This window comes from Bradyrhizobium zhengyangense (assembly GCF_022012555.1).
Lineage (GTDB): Bacteria > Pseudomonadota > Alphaproteobacteria > Rhizobiales > Xanthobacteraceae > Bradyrhizobium > Bradyrhizobium zhengyangense.
Genome location: NZ_JAKLTZ010000002.1, coordinates 257188 through 273279, shown reverse-complemented (window position 1 = coordinate 273279; position 16092 = coordinate 257188). Strand labels below are relative to the sequence as shown.

The following is a 16092-nucleotide window of genomic DNA, read 5'->3' as shown; positions in this document are numbered from 1 at the left end:
GACACCGAGAGGTGGCGACATCGCCGGCCTCACATCCGCAACAACGCCTGCCGATCGATCTTCCCCGTGCCCGTCTTCGGCAGTTCGTCGATAAAGATCACCTCGCGCGGATATTTGTACGGCAGCAGCTTGCCCTTGACGTAATCCTGCAACCGCCGCGTCGCCTCGCTCTGGTCGGTCGCGCGGTTGTTCATCACCACCACCGCCTTCAGCGTCATGCGGCGATCCGGCAGCTCGGCGGCGAACACCGCGCATTCGCGGATGTCGGGGTGGTCGGCGAGGCACAGCTCGACCTCGAGCGGGTAGACCCACTGGCCCGAGATCTTGATGAGATCATCGGCGCGGCCGCGGAAGAAGTGGAAGCCGTCGCTGTCGCGGACGAAGCGATCGCCGGTGTAGATCCAGCCACCCTCGCGGATGGTCTCGGCGGATTTGTCCGGCCTGTTCCAATACAGCGGCGTGTTGGAATCGCCGCGCACCCACAGAATGCCTTCCTCGTTGTCGCCGACGTCGCGCCCCTCCTTGTCGCGCAGCGCGACCTCGTAGCCGGGCACGCGCAAGCCCGCGGCGCCGAGCTTCTTCTGCTCGGGTCGGTTGGAGAGATAGATGTGCAGCACCTCGGTCGAGCCGAGGCCTTCGACGATTTCGAGCCCGGTGAGCGACTTCCAGCCGTTGAAGACTTCGGCCGAGAGCACTTCCGCGGCTGACAGTGCCATGCGCAGGGACGAGAAATTTGTTCCGGCTGCGCCCTCAGCCTTGGTCAGCGAGGTGTAGAGCGTCGGCAGGCCGAAGAACACCGTCGGCTTGTATTGCTCGATCGCCGCAAAGATCGCAGCCGGCTTCGGCTGGCTCGGCAGCAGCAGCGTCGCTGCACCTGACGAGAACGGAAAGGTGATGGAATTGCCAAAGCCATAAGCGAAGAAGATCTTTGGCACCGAGAAGCAGATGTCGTCAGGCGTCAGCTTCAGCACGCTCTGCGCAAAAGCAAGCTCGCTATAGGCCATGTCGTGCTGAAGATGCACGATGCCCTTGGGTCGGCCGGTCGAGCCGGAGGAGTACATCCAGAACGCCATCTCGTTGCGATCGGTCTCAGCTTCCGCCAGCTCCGCCGGAAACTGCGATAGCCAATCCGCGGCTTCTATCGCCTTCGGCGCAGCGTGGTCGCCGATCGCGCCATTGACGACGATCAGTGTATGCAGGCTGGTGTCCTTGCAGGCCTCGGCATTGAAGCGCGCGCAGAATTCGGCATCCGCCACCGCAACAGCCGCGCCGGAATCGGCGAGATAGAATTGCAAGAGATCGGGCGGCGTCAGCGTATTGATCAGCAACGGTACGAAGCCGGCGCGCACGGCGCCGAAAAAGGCGGCCGGATAAGCCGGCGTATCGTCGAGGAACAGCAGCACGCGATCGCCGCGCGTCAGGCCGAGTGAGGCAAGGCCGTTGCCCCAACGGCAAGCCTCCGCGCAAAGCTCGGCATAGCTCCGCGTGCCCGCCGGGCCAATCAGCGCGAGCTTGTGGCCGCGCCCCTTGGCGAGATTGTCGAACAGCACGCGGCTGGCATTGTAAATCTCGGGAACGGCAAAGCCGATCTCGCGGGCGCCCGCGCTGTCCGCGGGCACCTGGTCCTGTATCGCGTTGGTCATGCCGTCGCCTCGCCTGCCTCGTCTCCGCTGCTCTTCTCGGCCTCGTAGCGCGCCATGAAGGCTGGTGACATCGCGCGCAGTCGGGAATCGTCGATGCGGCCGGAGCGGGTGATATAGCTATAGGCGAAGTCCATCAGGCCAAGCTGCATGTGCTGGGCGAAATGCTCGTACCAGAACGCGCTGGTGCGTGCGGCATTGACGAGCTTCTGCACCACGGGCTTGCGCGCGGCCTGGTAGCGATGCAGCGCGGTCGACAGATGGGCGTCCGATTCCAGCGCCTTGACCAGCGCGATCGCGTCCTCGATCGCGAGCCTCGTGCCTGAGCCGATGGAGAAATGCGCCGAGTGCAGCGCGTCCCCAATCAGCACCATGTTCTTGAACGACCAGTGCTCGTTCCAGACCCAGGGGAAATTGCGCCAGACCGATTTGTTGGAGACCAGGCAGTGGCCGCCGAGCGTGTCGGCGAACACCTCCTCGCACACGCCCTTGGACTGCTCGACGTCCTTGTAGGCGAAGCCGTAGGCCTGCCAGGTCGCGTGATCGCACTCGACCAGGAAGGTGCTCATGTTCGGCGAATAACGATAATGATGCGCGTTGAACGCGCCGCGGTCGGTCTTCACGAAGGTCTGCGACAGTGTGTCGAAACGCTTCGAGGTTCCGTACCAGACGAATTTGTTGGAGGAGTAGGACAGCGAGGTGCCGAAATCGCCCTCATAGGCGCGGCGCACGAGCGAGTTGAGGCCGTCGGCGGCGACGATCAGATCGTGGCCGTTGAGTTGGTCGATCGCCTGGATCTGGGTGTCGAAGCGCGGGGTGACGCCGACATCGAGCGCGCGTTGCTGCAGGAATTGCAGGAGTTCCAGCCGGCCAATCGAGGAGAAGCCGACACCGTCGATGGCGACGCTGTCGCCGCCGAGATTCAGCGTAATGTTCTCCCAGCTCTCCATATGCGGCGCGATTGCATCGACCGTCTCGGGGTCGTCGGCGCGCAAGAATTCAAGCGCCTGGTCGGAGAACACGACGCCAAAGCCCCAGGTCGCGTCGGCCGGGTTCTGTTCGAACAGGTCGACTTGATCCTCGGGGTGACGCTTCTTCCAGAGATAGGCGAAGTAGAGCCCGCCGGGCCCCCCGCCAATCACGGCGATCCGCAAATCCTGCCTCCCTAATTGACAGTATACTTACTATCTCAGGGTAGACTAATGGGCTCCGGTCTCCCACGCCAGCGGAATTATTGGCAAGGCGAGGTGCGCCGCAGCACGGCCGTGGGCACGCGCGTCGCGCGTGCCCAAACCCGTCAATTGCGAATCATAGCCAAACCGCGCCGGATTGACCACCCGGGGGGCGTCAGACGCAGCGCTTCACGTAGACCCCGTTCACCAGCACCCTGGTACAGCGAACCACTGGCACCGGGTGGCGAACCACGACGGCGCCGTTCGGTCCGGCGCAACCGGCGCGGTAGACCCCGCGGGCGCACACCACCGCATTGGCGTCGGAGGATTCGAAGGTCATCGTCGTCGCGAAGGCGAGTAGCGCGGACGCAATCAGCAGAAGTACACGCATGTCGTTTCTCCCGGTCTTGTCGTGATTGAAATCTGATATCGGCGAATGATTAGTCGCGAGGAGCGCGCGAAAATTCACGCGCGCCGCCCAAGATTGATGGCGCCGCGAGTTGCGTGCGGCTTATCGCGCAGCGAATGGTGCAAGCACGTCCTTGCAGGCCGGCGACAGCGACGCCGCATTACTGGCGATGCATTGCACGATGCGGCCGCCACCCGGCGCGACGCCGCCACAGAGCGAGCGAATGTCGGCGCCGCAAGCCGAGCGCACAATGAACAGCTCTTCGCGCGGCCGCAGCGGGCGCAGAACGATCACGGCGGGCGCGGCCGCCGGTGCTGCTCCGGCAGCGGGAGCAGCGGTGCCAGTTGCCGGCGCTGATGTCGCCGCTGCGCCGCCACCGGCCGCAGCAGTCACCGCTTTCGCGCAGGCCGCCGAAACCCTGGCCTTGTTTTTCTCGAGGCATTCCAGCGCGGGAGCGCCGCCTGGCGGCACGCTGGCGCAGACCTTGGGATAATCGGCGCGGCATGCGCTCTTGACGGCAGCGACCTGAGCGCCGCCCGGTTGCTTTGCCGCAGCACCCTTCGGTGCAGCTTCGGCGGCCGGCTTCGCCGCGGGTTCGGCGGCGGGAGCCGCTTCGGTCTTGGCTGGTTCGGATTTGGCAGGTTCAGATTTGGCCGGTTCGGATTTTGCCGGCGCAGCTTCGGTCTTGGGCGCTGCTGCCGGCTCGACCGCGCGAACCGCGGTCTGGCATCCCGCCGACAGGCTCGACATGTGGCTCTGCAAACACTGATATGCCTCGACGCCGCCCGGCGTCACGCTCGCGCAGTGCGCCATGAAATCCGAGCGGCATGCGGAGCGGATAGCGCTCTTCTGGGCCTCGGTCGGCGCTTGCGCGAATGCGCTTGTTGCAGTTGCGAAGAGTGCTGCGGCGAGCAACGCGTGACGCGTTGATGCGTGTTTCAACGTGTTGAACATTTGAGTGAATTCCTGCCCTGTCGGTAACGCCGACGATTTTCTAAATGTGTAATGCAATTGCAATCGTCGCGAGTGATGCCTCGCGAGCGATATCTTGGCCGCTTTGACCACTACCGCAAGTAGATAATGCCGGTGGAATTGCGACGTAACTTAGAGCATGATCCGGAAAAGTGTGCAGCGGTTTTCCGAAAGGATCATGCTCAGACGATACGTCGTCAGAGCCTGACCATGCGCTTGCCGCGGTTCTCGCCGGCAAGCAGTCCGATCAGCGCCTTCGGCGTGTTCTGCAATCCGTCGATAATGTCTTCCTGCACCTTCAGCTTGCCGGATTTCACCCAGGCCTGCAGATCGGCGAGCGCGCGCTGGCTGTCCTTCATGTAGTCCATCACGATGAAGCCCTGCATCACAAGCCGCTTCACCACGATCAGGCCGGGCACGCCGCGCGGGCCGTGCGCCGACGGCGCGCCGTCATATTGCGAGATCGCGCCGCAGCAGGCGATGCGGCCGTGATTGTTCATCTGCGGCAGGCAGGCTTCCAGAATGTCGCCGCCGACATTGTCGAAATAGACGTCGATGCCTTTGGGCGCCGCTGCGCGCAGCGCCTTGAACACCGCACCGTCCTTGTAGTCGACGGCGGCATCGAAGCCGAGCTCTGACGTCAGCCACTGGCACTTGTCCGCGCCACCGGCGATGCCGATGACGCGGCATCCTTTGATTTTGGCGATCTGTCCGACGATCGAGCCGACCGAGCCCGCGGCGGCGGAGACCACGACCGTCTCGCCCTCCCTGGGCTTGCCGACCTCAAGCAGGCCGAAATAGGCGGTGAGGCCGGCGATGCCGAACACGCTGAGCAGATGCGTCATCGGCTCGAGCTTCGGCATTTTCGTCAATTGCTTTGCGGGCACTGTAGCAAACTCCTGCCAACCGGTGTCGCCGAACACGATGTCGCCGGGCGCAAGCTCAGGCGCCTTCGAGCTGACCACCTCTGCAATGCCGCCGCCGGCCATCACGCTGTTGGCTTCGACCGCCGAGCGATAGGTCGCGCCGTGCATCCAGGCGCGGTTGGCAGCGTCGAGCGAGATGTAACGCACGCGCAGCAGGGCCTCGCCGTCCTTCGGTTCCGGCAGTGTGCCATCGACCATCTTGAAGTGCTCGGGGCCGAGCTTTCCGCTCGGCTTCTCCACCAGAAGAATTTGGCGATTGACGCTTCCAGTCATGGCGTTCCCTCTCTGATTGTTTGATGTTTATTGAAGCACTTGCCGCAAACAAAACGTGCAAGCCGCATTCGTTGTGCGCTGCATGAAGGCTAGATCGCCGCGTGCAGTTTCGCAACGGGAACATCCGGATCGAGCGACCGCACGCAAAGCGTGTTGCGTCGCTGTCATATCTGCGACATCATGAAGCGGCCGGTGTAGCGGGGGTCATTGATGTCGAACAGGTTTACGCAATACATTTTAGGCGCGATGGTGCTCGGCATCGTCATGGGCTCGGCGATCTACAATTTCCTGCCCGACACGCGGGGCGACTGGGCCTCCTCCATCAACCTCGTCGCCGTGATCTTCCTGCGCCTGATCAAGATGATCATCGCGCCGCTGGTGTTCGCGACCCTGGTCGGCGGCATCGCCCACATGGGATCGGGCTCCAAGCTCGGCCGCATCTTCGCCAAGACCATGGGCTGGTTCATCAGCGCATCCTTCGTCTCGCTGATGCTCGGCCTCGTGATGGTCAATCTGCTCCAGCCCGGCGCCAACTTCCCCGGTACGTTGCCGGACAAGGGACAGTCGACCGGCCTGGCGGTCTCCGCCTTCTCGCTAGAAAAATTCCTGACCCATTTGATCCCGACCTCGATCGCGGATGCGATGGCGCAGAATGAGATCCTTCAGATCGTGATCTTCGCGGTGTTCTTCTCGGTTGCGATGGGTGCATTGCCTGAGCGCTCCAAGCAGATCCTGTCGCTGATCGACGACCTCGGCCACATCATGCTGAAGGTGACGAGCTATGTGATGATGTTCGCGCCGTTTGCGGTCTGGGCCGCCATCACCGCCACCGTTGCCAAGAACGGCCTGCTGGTACTCTGGAAGCTCATCGTGTTCATGGGCGGCTTCTATCTCTCGCTGTTCATCCTCTGGGGCATCCTGGTGGCCGTCGGCTTCATCGTGATCGGGCCGCGCTACAGCCATTTGCTCCGCCTGATCCGCGAGCCGCTGATGATCGCGTTCTCCACCGCGAGCTCGGAAGCGGCCTACCCGAAGACGCTCGAAGGGCTCAACCGCTTCGGCGCCTCGTCGCGGATCTCGAGCTTCGTGCTGCCGCTCGGCTATTCGTTCAACCTCGACGGAACGATGATGTACTGCACCTTCGCGAGCATCTTCATCGCGCAGAGCTATCACATCGACATGCCGCTCGGCACGCAGCTCGCGATGCTGGCGACGTTGATGATCACCTCGAAGGGCGTCGCCGGCGTGCCGCGCGCCTCTCTCGTCGTGATCGCCTCGACGCTGTCGCAGTTCAACATCCCCGAGGCGGGCCTGCTCATGATCATGGGCATCGACACCTTCCTCGACATGGGCCGCAGCGCCACCAACGTGATCGGCAACACGCTGGCGACCTCGGTCGTGGCGAAGTGGGAAGGCGAGCTCGGGCCCGAGCATGCGATGGGACCGGGCGATGTCGTGCCTGAGGACATGGTGCCGGGCGAAGTGCCCGCGATGGCCGGTCATTGACGGGAGTGCGTCATGCGCCCTTTGACGGCGATTTCGAGCGGCCTGTTGCTGGCAGCGTGTCTGCTGGCGACGGGTGCCTCTGCCCAGAGCGGCGGCAGCGAAGGGCTTAGCCCGACGCTGTCGGCCATCAAGAACGCGCACGCCGTGCGGCTCGGCTATCGCGAGAGCTCGCCGCCGTTCTCGTTCCTCGACCAGGCTAACAGGCCGATCGGCTACAGCCTCGAGCTCTGCGAGGCCATCGTCGAGGAGATCGGCGTCGAGGTCGACGATCCCAATCTCAGAATCGACTACGTCAAGGTCACCTCGGACGATCGCATCGACGCGGTGCTCCAGAACAAGATCGATCTGGAATGCGGCTCGACCACGGCCAATTCCGAGCGCGGCAAGCGCGTCGCCTTCTCGCCGCTGATGTTCGTCGCCGGCACCAAGCTGATGGTGCCGAAGGCCTCCAGCGTCCAACAGCTGACCGACCTGAAGGGCAAGACCATCGTGGTGACGAAAGGCACCACCAACGAGCAGGCGGTGCAGGCGGCCGACAAGAAGCTTTCGCTGGGCCTCAACATCGCTGTCGGCGCCGACCATGAGCAGTCCTACCAGATGCTGGTTGACGGCAAGGCCGACGCCTTCGCGACCGACGACATCCTGCTCTCGGGCCTGATCGTCCGCCACAAGTCGCAGGACAAGTTCCGCGTAACAGGCGATTATCTGTCCTATGATCCCTACGGCATCATGTTCCGCAAGGGTGAGCCGCAACTGGCCGCCGTGGTCGAGCGCACCTTCCGCAAGCTCGGCTCCAACCACGATCTCGTGCCGCTCTACAACAAATGGTTCATCGCACGCATGCCGACCGGCGAGAAAATGAACGTGCCGATCTCGCTGCAGCTGGAGGAAGCGTTCAAGGCGATGGACGATTCTGCCAGCGCGAATAACTAGCGGCGGTCGGTTCTCTTTCCGTCATCCTGAGGTGCGAGGCCCGCGATGCGAATGCATCGCGGGTTGAGCCTCGAAGGATGAGCGGCCGTGATGCTGCTACAGCCGGGCCGTCCCCTTCGAGGGCCGCTGAAGAAGCGGCCACCTCAGGGTGACGGTGATGGATTGGTGCTCGCGGAAACATCCCCGAACATCCGATCCAGCGCCGCGTCATACGTCGCCTGCACCAGCTCCGGATGCAGCTTTGCAAGCGCCTCCATCATCACGCCGGAATTGATTTCCAGCACGCGCCAGTCGCCATCCACGCGCACCACGTCGATCGACGCAAAGGTGATGCCGATGGCGCGCGCCGCATCGATCGCGAGCTTCACGCAGGCCGTGCGCGCCTCGCCGTCCTCCAGCAACACCGGTTTGGCGCCGGCATCCAGATTGTGCCGCCAGTCCGCGCCACGCCGCTTGCTGTAGATAACGAGGGGCGCATCATCGAGCAGGATCACACGGACCTCTTCCTCGATCGCGACATAAGGCGAGATCACGAGCCCGGTGCTCATCGAAAAGACCTCGCCCGCCGCGTGGTCGAGCTCTGCCGCGATCGTCACCTTGAACACCGAGCGCCCCGATGTCCCTTCATTCGGCTTCACGACCACGCCTTGCGGATGGGCGCGAAGCAGCTCGAGCATTGCATCTCGCCAGTCGGGGCCGACGACATTCCTGCCCAGCTTCGGGTTGAGGAAGAGATGGTGGGGAATGCACGGCACGCAAGCGAGCGACAGCGCCTCTGATGTCGCCGATTTGTCGCTCGCGAGCCGATGCGCGATCGCGCTGTTGAGGCCGATGTCGTAGCCGAAGGCAAAGCGGCGCATCTCGCCGCGGCGCATTGCGATCAGCCAGCCGTCGGCGCGAACGTCCACGTCGATGCCATGGCGCGCGCCATAGCGTCTGATCGCCTGGACGAAGATTCGCTCGCTGGTCGCCATATCCTGATCGTTCCGGGCGCCAAAAGCCGCAGAAATGCGGGAAATCGCGCCAACGCGGGGTGAAAGTCAGAGCTATTCTTAATGAAATTCTCGCGAGCGCGATGGAAATTAAGTGCTGCTTTCGCGCCCGGAAGGGAAAAGAAATTGCCCTTTGCGCGGCCCCGACAGCAGATCCGTTAATGATGTCACCATTTCCGCCGCAAATGCCGGTTTGACCGGCATCAATTGCATCCGGAACGAGGTTGATTATTGGTCTCAATGGCGTAGATCACACACGCGAAATCCTCCGCCATGGCAATGGTGTCCGCCCGTTTTCAGGGCCGGGCAACGCTTTTGCCCGAAAACCGCAAGACATTCGGAATATCGAAAATCATGAGCGCGTTTTACCGAGAGAAGGTTCTTTCCGTCCAGCACTGGACCGACACACTGTTCAGCTTCCGCGCCACGCGCGACACCGGCTTCCGCTTCCAGAACGGCCAGTTCGCCATGATCGGCCTCGAGGTCGACGGCCGTCCGCTGCTGCGGGCCTACAGCATGGCCAGCGCCAACCACGAGGAAGAGCTCGAGTTCTTCTCGATCAAGGTGCAGGACGGTCCGCTGACCTCGCGCCTGCAGAAGATCAAGGAAGGCGACACCATCCTGGTCGGCCGCAAGGCGACCGGCACGCTGATCACCGACAACCTCATCCCCGGCAAGCGGCTGATGCTGCTCTCGACCGGCACCGGCCTTGCGCCCTTCGCCAGTCTGATCAAGGACCCCGAGGTCTATGAGCAGTTTGAGAGCATCGTGCTGGTGCACGGCTGCCGCCAGGTCTCCGAGCTCGCTTACGGCGAGAAGCTGGTCGCGAATTTGCGCGAGGACGAGCTGTTCGGCGAGCTGCTCGCCGACAAGCTGATCTATTATCCGACCGTGACCCGCGAGCCCTTCAAGAACCGTGGCCGCATCACCGACCTCATCAACTCCGAACAGATCTTCAACGATATCGGCCAAGGCCCGCTCAACATCGAGACCGACCGCATCATGATGTGCGGCAGCCCGGCGATGCTCGAGGAGCTGAAGGTGATGTTCGAGAGCCGCGACTTCGTCGAGGGAAGCGGCAACAAGCCCGGTCATTTCGTGATCGAGAAGGCATTCGTCGAGCGCTAAGCCCGGCACTTGTCGTGCCGGGCTACCAGCCCTAAAACTCCGCCGTCGTCCCGGGCAAGCGCGCCCAAAGCGCGCGCCGATCCGGGACCGCCGCGCAAGCCCTTCGCTCGTCGCGCATAGCCACAGGGAGCCGCTATGCGAAGACCCGGAGTGACACCTTACTTCCAACCACAAAATCCTGTGGTTATGGACCCCGGGTCTGCGCTTACGCTTGCCCGGGGATGACGGCTCCGTTGTGGCTGGTGCCGCGACCCCTCCCATGCCGCTACTGCTGCAGTGCAACAGGCCTAACCTCTCGGTGGATTGATTTATCCCGACCGAATTCGCTAGCCTGAAACAAGCGCTGCGTCATATCCGTATGACAGGTGCGGGCGTATCGTACCGCCTGATGCTGGCGAGAGGGTGGGAATCGTGGCCGACAACAACAAGACGCAGGAATCGCCCAAACGTTTGCCGTTGGCGGAAGAGGGGATCATGGAAACCCTTCTGCTTCCGTTCTCGCCGCGCTTCATCGTCCTGACGATCTGCGCGGTCGTCACGGCACTCCTGATTGGCATCGCCATCGCCGACCGCAGGATTTTCGACATCCTGCTGGTCCCGATCTGCATCTTCGGCGCGCTCACGCTGCTCGGCGTCCGCGACCTCATGCAGAAGAGCCATGCGGTGCTGCGGAACTACCCGATATCGGCGCACATCCGTTTCCTCCTGGAGGAAATCCGTCCGGAGATGCGGCAGTACTTCTTCGAGAGCGAGAAGGACGGCATGCCGTTCTCGCGCGACACCCGCGCGGTGGTCTATCAGCGCGCCAAGATGCAGCTCGACAAGCGTCCGTTCGGCACCCAGGAGGATGTCTACCGCGAGGGCTATGAGTGGATGCATCACTCGGTGTCGCCGAAGGCGCACGCCGAGGAGAAGTTTCGCGTCACCATCGGCGGGCCGGATTGTGCGAAGCCCTATTCGGCCTCGGTGTTCAACATCTCGGCCATGAGCTTTGGCGCGCTCAGCCCGAATGCGGTGCGCGCGCTCAATGCCGGTGCCAGGAAGGGCGGCTTCGCCCATGACACCGGCGAGGGCGGCTTCAGTCCCTATCACGCCGAGATGGGCGGTGACGTCATCTGGGAGATCGGCTCCGGCTATTTCGGCTGCCGCCATCTCGACGGCACCTTCGATCCGGAGGCATTCGCGCGCGTTGCGAGCCAGGACCAGATCAAGATGGTCGAGCTCAAGATTAGCCAGGGCGCCAAGCCCGGCCATGGCGGCGTGCTGCCGGCGGCGAAAGTCTCGGAAGAAATCTCCAAGATCCGCGGCGTCGCGATGGGCGAGGACTGCATTTCGCCGGCCTCGCATCGCGCCTTCTCGACTCCCACGGGCATGATGCAGTTCGTCGCCGAGATGCGCAGGCTTTCAGGTGGCAAGCCGGCCGGCTTCAAGCTCTGTATCGGCCATCCCTGGGAGTTTCTGGCGATCTGCAAGGCGATGCTGGAGACCGGCATCTACCCCGACTTTATCGTGGTCGACGGCAATGAAGGCGGCACTGGTGCTGCGCCGCTCGAATTCATGGACCATCTGGGCATGCCGATGCGCGAGGGCGTCAATTTCGTCCACAACGCGCTGATCGGCATCAATGCGCGCGACCGCATCAAGCTCGGCGCGTCAGGCAAGATCGCGACTGCCTTCGACATGGCGCGCGCGATGGCAATCGGCGCCGACTGGTGCAATTCGGCGCGCGGCTTCATGTTCTCGCTCGGCTGCATCCAGTCGCTGAGCTGCCACACCGACCGCTGCCCAACCGGCGTTGCGACCCAGGATCCGACCCGGGCGCGCGCGCTCTATGTGCCGCTCAAGATCGACCGCGTGCACAATTATCACCACGCCACGCTGCACTCGCTGACCGAGCTGATCGCCGCGGCCGGCCTCGAGCATCCGCAGCAGCTGCGCCCGATCCATTTCAGCCAGCGGACGTCGACGACCAAGGTGCAGTCCTTCGCGCAGCTCTACCCAGAGCTACGTCCGGGCGAACTGCTCGAAGGCACGGAGGACCCGCGGTTCCGCGACGCCTGGCGGATGGCCCAGGCGGCATCGTTCCAGCCGTTGTGAGGGTTCCCGCATCCGTAGCGGCGTAAATTCGCCTGCATCAGGGTTGTTTTAACCTTCGTGTCAGCTTGGGGTGTAAAATGTCCCGATGGACGAAGAGCGCCGCAACAAGGCCAGGCACCGCGTATTGAAGGCCGGAACCATTGAGTTCGGCGGCGGCGCGATCGATTGCACCGTCCGCAATTTCTCCGACACCGGCGCCGCCCTCGACGTCACCAGCCCGGTCGGCATTCCCGAGCATTTCACCCTGAACATCAAGGCCGAGGGTGTGCACCTGCCCTGCACGGTGGTGTGGCGCAAGGAAAAGCGGATAGGGGTGCGGTTCGGGTGAGGCTGGCGGCGCGAGCTCGTGCTCACCCCGTCTCTACCTCACCCCGCCGGCTCGCCAGAATCTTGTCGATCCGCCGGCCATCGAGATCGACCACCTCGATATGCCAGCCGGCGAAGTCGAAGGCGTCGCCGACGTTGGGCAGCACGGTGAATTGTTGCAGCACGAGGCCCGCAACCGTGTTGTAGCGGTGATGCGGCGGCAGCTCGACGCTCAGGAGCTCGCCGAACTCGTCAACCGGCATCCAGCCTGAGACAAGCAGCGAGCCGTCTGCGCGCCTGACATAGGCCGGCTCCGGTGGGCCTTCCTCCGAATGGAAGGCGCCGACGATCGATTCCAGAATATCAGCCGTCGTCACCACGCCTTCGAAGGCACCATATTCGTCGTAGACGAAACCGACGTGAACCGGCGCAACCCTCAGGATTGCCAGCACATCGCGGGCATCGGCTGATGCGGGAATGCTCGGCGCTTCGCGGACGAGTGCCCGCAGATCCGGCGTGCGCTCATTCATGTACGCGACCAGCAGATCCTTTGCCTGAAGCACGCCGATGGGTGTGTCGCGATCGCCGTCGGAGACGGGAAAGCGCGAATGCGGGCTCTTGGCGATGATCGCTTGAATTGCTTCCGGAGCATCATTCAGGTCGATCTCGTCGACCTCCGTGCGCGGCGTCATCACCGCGCCGACCGGGCGGTCGCCGAGCCGCATCACGCCCGCGATCATTTCCTTCTCGCCGGGCTCGAGCACACCGGCGCTTTCGGCCTCGTTGACGAGATGATGGATCTCGTCCTCCGAGACTTTCTCTTCGGCCTTGCCGCCGCGACCGAGCAGGGTGAGGATCAGCTTGCCGGAAAGGTCGAGCAGAAACACCAGCGGCAGCGAGACGCGCGCCAGCACATGCATCGCCGGCGCGACCTTGACCGCGATGCTTTCGGGATCGCGCAGCGCCACCTGCTTCGGCACCAGCTCGCCGACGATCAGTGTCGCATAGGTGATGATGGTGACGACGATGCCGACACCGACGATATCGGCAATGCCTGACGACATGCCGAGCTCGACCAGCCATTGCGCCAGCCGCTGCCCGAGCGTCGCGCCGGAGAAGGCGCCGGAGAGCACGCCGACCAGCGTGATGCCGATCTGCACGGTCGAAAGGAACTTTCCGGGATCGGCGGCGAGCGACAGCGCGCGCTCGGCACCGCGCACGCCCTTGGCCGCCAGCAGCGATAGCCGCGCCGGGCGCGATGAAACCACGGCCAGCTCCGACATGGAGAGTAGCCCGTTGATGACGATCAGGACGACGACGATGATGAGTTCGACGGATAACATTGCGCGCAAGGGGGAAAGGCCGATGAGCCCGGCGGACACCGGACCAAGCCCGTTATATATGAACCCGAGGCGCGCTTTGCCCGGTTCCGACCAAATTGTCGCACCGGGCAGGAATGATCACTGCCGTGCTCAGAATTCGCCGTGCAGCCGTCCTGAGAACACCGAGACCGGCCCACGATCGGCATTGTAGGCAGGATTGACGATGAGCTGGTAGTCGGCGGTAAATGTCAGCGCCTTGTTCAGCGCGTAGGCGTAATAGGTTTCCAGCACGCGCTCCTTCCTGTAGTTGAGCGCGCCGTCGCCGATCAGCGGACCGAGACCGCCGGCGGCGAGGAAGTCGCGATGGTCCTGCGAGAGGCCGTTGACGGCGCCGGCAATGGCGACGACGTCGTCCGGTCGGCCCCATTTGGTGCCCTTCACAGAGACGCCACCGGATAGGCTGCGGTCGATGTCGGTGAAGGCCATGATCTCGTTGCGGCCGTCGTTCCAGCTCCAGCGGCCGAACACGCCGATGTCATCGGTAACGGCCTGCTCGAGGTTGAGCGCGTAGCCGTATTTGATGCGGCCGCGGCGGGTCTGGCTGATGTCGAGATTGAGCGCGGGATTATCCAGCGTCTCGCGATAGCTGCCCGAGAAGTCGCTATTGACGAAGCCGAGCGTGCGCAGCTTGCCGGGCTGACCGAACAGCGAATAGCGTGTTTCAAGTTCCGCGACATATTCGCCGCGGCGGCCGACATTCATGTCGAAATTGTTCGAGTTCGACGTGGCGTCCATCAGGAAGTAGCCGCCGCGCAGCGCCCATTGCTTCTGGTTCAATTCGGCGGTGGCGCCATAGCCGAGGCCGAGCTTGTCGGCGGCATAGTCGAAGGCGCCCGAGGCCCAGATCGACCAGTTCATGAAATCCTTGCGCGGATCGTGCGCGTAGGAATTGCCGTCGAATACGTCAACGACGGAGAATTTGCCGACCTGCAAGGTGAGGCGCGAGATGTCGGCCTTGCCGGCGAGTTGGAGCTGGCCGCTGGCAAGCTCTTCCTGTTCGCCGCCGAAGCCGAAAGTTTGGCGGACGAACAGCCGCGAGGCATTGAAGTGCGGATAGGGGAAGCCGGATTTCTGCGCTTCGCCATTGGGGAAACCCGCTGCGCCGGTGGTGTTGTTGAAGCCAAAACCCTGCAACAGCTCGGGATTGAAATAGACCTCGCCGCCATCCCACAGCCGCGCATTGAGATAGAGCGAGTTGCTCCACGTCTCTTGTAAATCCGGCGACGTCGTCAGGCTGTTCGGCCCGGTATAGGGCGCGCTGAAGGATGGATGTCCCTGCGCCAGGAAGGTCGACTGACCGTGGATTTCCCATCGGCTCGATTCGGTGTCGGTGATATCGGACTTGGGATTGTAGCTCGGTATCCCCGGCCAATCGATCTTGCGATTGAGCCCGATCCGAAGGCTCTGGAAATCCATCGTGGACGAATATTGCCCGCCCGACGGGAAGGTGACGTTGGCGTTCTCGAACTTGCTGTAGAGATATTCGAGCCGCGCGCTCCAATGCGGCGCGAAGGCATATTCGACGCCACCGCCGGCGGTCCAGCCGAACCGGGTGTTCAGCACCTTCTCTTCGTTGCCGCCCGTCGGCGTCGAGAGAAATCGTTCGCCGGCAAAGGCTGCGCCGCCAGTCGCATAGAACAGCCAATTGCCAGTGGTGTAACCGAGACGGGCGCGCAGACTCGCAACGTAGTCCCAGCGTTCCTCCACGCCGGACAGCGCCGTCGCAGCCGATGACACCACGTGGTTGGAGGGCAGATAGTTCGGAAAGGAAATGTCGCCTTCAACACCGAGCAGCAGGCCAGAGTTGAAGCGCCAATTGTAACCGGCTTGCACGCCCCCGGTCGCGCCGTTGAAGACGTTGTTGTCGGTGGCGACCGTGGGATCGGTCAGAGTTGCCGAGGAGGTGCCGCGGGTGAGGCCGGCATGCGCGCCGATATAGAGGCCGGTCCAGTCGTAGACAGCCTTTGGTGCCGGTGCCTTCAGTGGCAGGTCAGCAGCACGGGAGGCCCCGGGAAGAGCCATCACGCCGGCGGTGATTGCCGCCGCCGTCCGCAGCAACTGATATCGATGACCTCTCAACGTCAAAACACACGCCCCCAAGACGCAAATTTACCCCAGCCGCTCCGACATCCCTGCCGATTCGCGGCGATCCTGTCATCAGGGTCTTGGCTGTTTACGCGATCAAACGAGATGAACTCGTTTCGACGCGATTTCATCCCGCCCTGCGCTCGTTCGGAGCTTATTGCTAATAGTTCGCAATAGCAACTCGTCCAGAATGTCGCAGCGGATGGTTGGCATCCTTATGTGACGGTATTGCTACAAATTCCCGGCGCGGAAAAAGGATGACCCCGCCCGG

13 protein-coding genes are annotated in these 16092 nt (G+C 63.1%); 5 read left to right on the top strand and 8 right to left on the bottom strand.

Annotated elements, in window-relative coordinates; translation table 11 throughout:
• Positions 1-29 precede the first annotated feature (29 nt).
• The 5 genes from L6639_RS06555 to L6639_RS06535 form a co-directional block, all read right to left on the bottom strand.
• A complete protein-coding gene (locus L6639_RS06555; RefSeq protein WP_237859971.1) occupies positions 30-1643 on the bottom strand; it encodes a benzoate-CoA ligase family protein in 1614 nt (537 codons plus the stop codon).
• The gene (locus L6639_RS06550) at positions 1640-2794 is read right to left on the bottom strand and encodes an FAD-dependent monooxygenase (protein ID WP_237859968.1); all 1155 of its coding nucleotides are present in this window, start codon (positions 2792-2794) and stop codon (positions 1640-1642) included. Before L6639_RS06550 ends, L6639_RS06555 begins: the two co-directional genes overlap by 4 nt.
• Positions 2795-2987: 193 nt before the next feature.
• Positions 2988-3203, bottom strand: coding sequence for a hypothetical protein (locus L6639_RS06545; RefSeq protein WP_237859965.1), 216 nt, complete (start codon positions 3201-3203; stop codon positions 2988-2990).
• A 120-nt stretch (positions 3204-3323) separates the two neighbouring features.
• On the bottom strand, positions 3324-4175 hold the full coding sequence (locus L6639_RS06540; protein WP_237859962.1) for a cysteine rich repeat-containing protein: 852 nt from the start codon (positions 4173-4175) through the stop codon (positions 3324-3326).
• A 215-nt stretch (positions 4176-4390) separates the two neighbouring features.
• Complete coding sequence (locus tag L6639_RS06535) at positions 4391-5392, bottom strand: NADP-dependent oxidoreductase (RefSeq protein WP_237859961.1); 1002 nt, start codon at positions 5390-5392, stop codon at positions 4391-4393.
• Positions 5393-5602: 210 nt separating this feature from the next.
• Between L6639_RS06535 and L6639_RS06530 the strand changes: the two genes are divergently transcribed.
• Together L6639_RS06530 and L6639_RS06525 are read left to right on the top strand one after the other, a co-directional pair.
• Complete coding sequence (locus L6639_RS06530) at positions 5603-6898, top strand: dicarboxylate/amino acid:cation symporter (protein WP_237859959.1); 1296 nt, start codon at positions 5603-5605, stop codon at positions 6896-6898.
• A 12-nt stretch (positions 6899-6910) separates the two neighbouring features.
• Positions 6911-7831 (top strand): amino acid ABC transporter substrate-binding protein, encoded by a 921-nt coding sequence (locus L6639_RS06525; protein ID WP_237859957.1) that lies wholly within the window; start codon positions 6911-6913, stop codon positions 7829-7831.
• Positions 7832-7974: 143 nt separating this feature from the next.
• Here L6639_RS06525 and L6639_RS06520 read toward each other — a convergent pair whose 3' ends face one another.
• A complete protein-coding gene (locus tag L6639_RS06520; protein ID WP_237859955.1) occupies positions 7975-8805 on the bottom strand; it encodes an ATP-grasp domain-containing protein in 831 nt (276 codons plus the stop codon).
• Between the two features lie 372 nt (positions 8806-9177).
• Between L6639_RS06520 and L6639_RS06515 the strand changes: the two genes are divergently transcribed.
• The 3 genes from L6639_RS06515 to L6639_RS06505 all read left to right on the top strand — a co-directional run bounded on the left by L6639_RS06515 (position 9178) and on the right by L6639_RS06505 (position 12376).
• Complete coding sequence (locus L6639_RS06515; protein ID WP_237859953.1) at positions 9178-9951, top strand: ferredoxin--NADP reductase; 774 nt, start codon at positions 9178-9180, stop codon at positions 9949-9951.
• Between the two features lie 474 nt (positions 9952-10425).
• Positions 10426-12048, top strand: coding sequence for an FMN-binding glutamate synthase family protein (locus L6639_RS06510; RefSeq protein WP_237859951.1), 1623 nt, complete (start codon positions 10426-10428; stop codon positions 12046-12048).
• An 85-nt stretch (positions 12049-12133) separates the two neighbouring features.
• Positions 12134-12376 carry a PilZ domain-containing protein gene (locus L6639_RS06505; protein ID WP_194465759.1) on the top strand — a complete coding sequence of 81 codons (243 nt, stop codon included), beginning with the start codon at positions 12134-12136 and terminating at the stop codon, positions 12374-12376.
• A 22-nt stretch (positions 12377-12398) separates the two neighbouring features.
• On the opposite strand, the gene L6639_RS06500 is transcribed toward L6639_RS06505, so the two are convergent.
• Both L6639_RS06500 and L6639_RS06495 read right to left on the bottom strand, forming a co-directional pair.
• Positions 12399-13697 carry a hemolysin family protein gene (locus L6639_RS06500; protein ID WP_237859949.1) on the bottom strand — a complete coding sequence of 433 codons (1299 nt, stop codon included), beginning with the start codon at positions 13695-13697 and terminating at the stop codon, positions 12399-12401.
• A 129-nt stretch (positions 13698-13826) separates the two neighbouring features.
• Entirely contained in the window at positions 13827-15758 is a 1932-nt protein-coding gene (locus L6639_RS06495) for a carbohydrate porin (RefSeq protein WP_237861293.1), read from the bottom strand.
• Between the last annotated feature and the right edge of the window lie 334 nt (positions 15759-16092).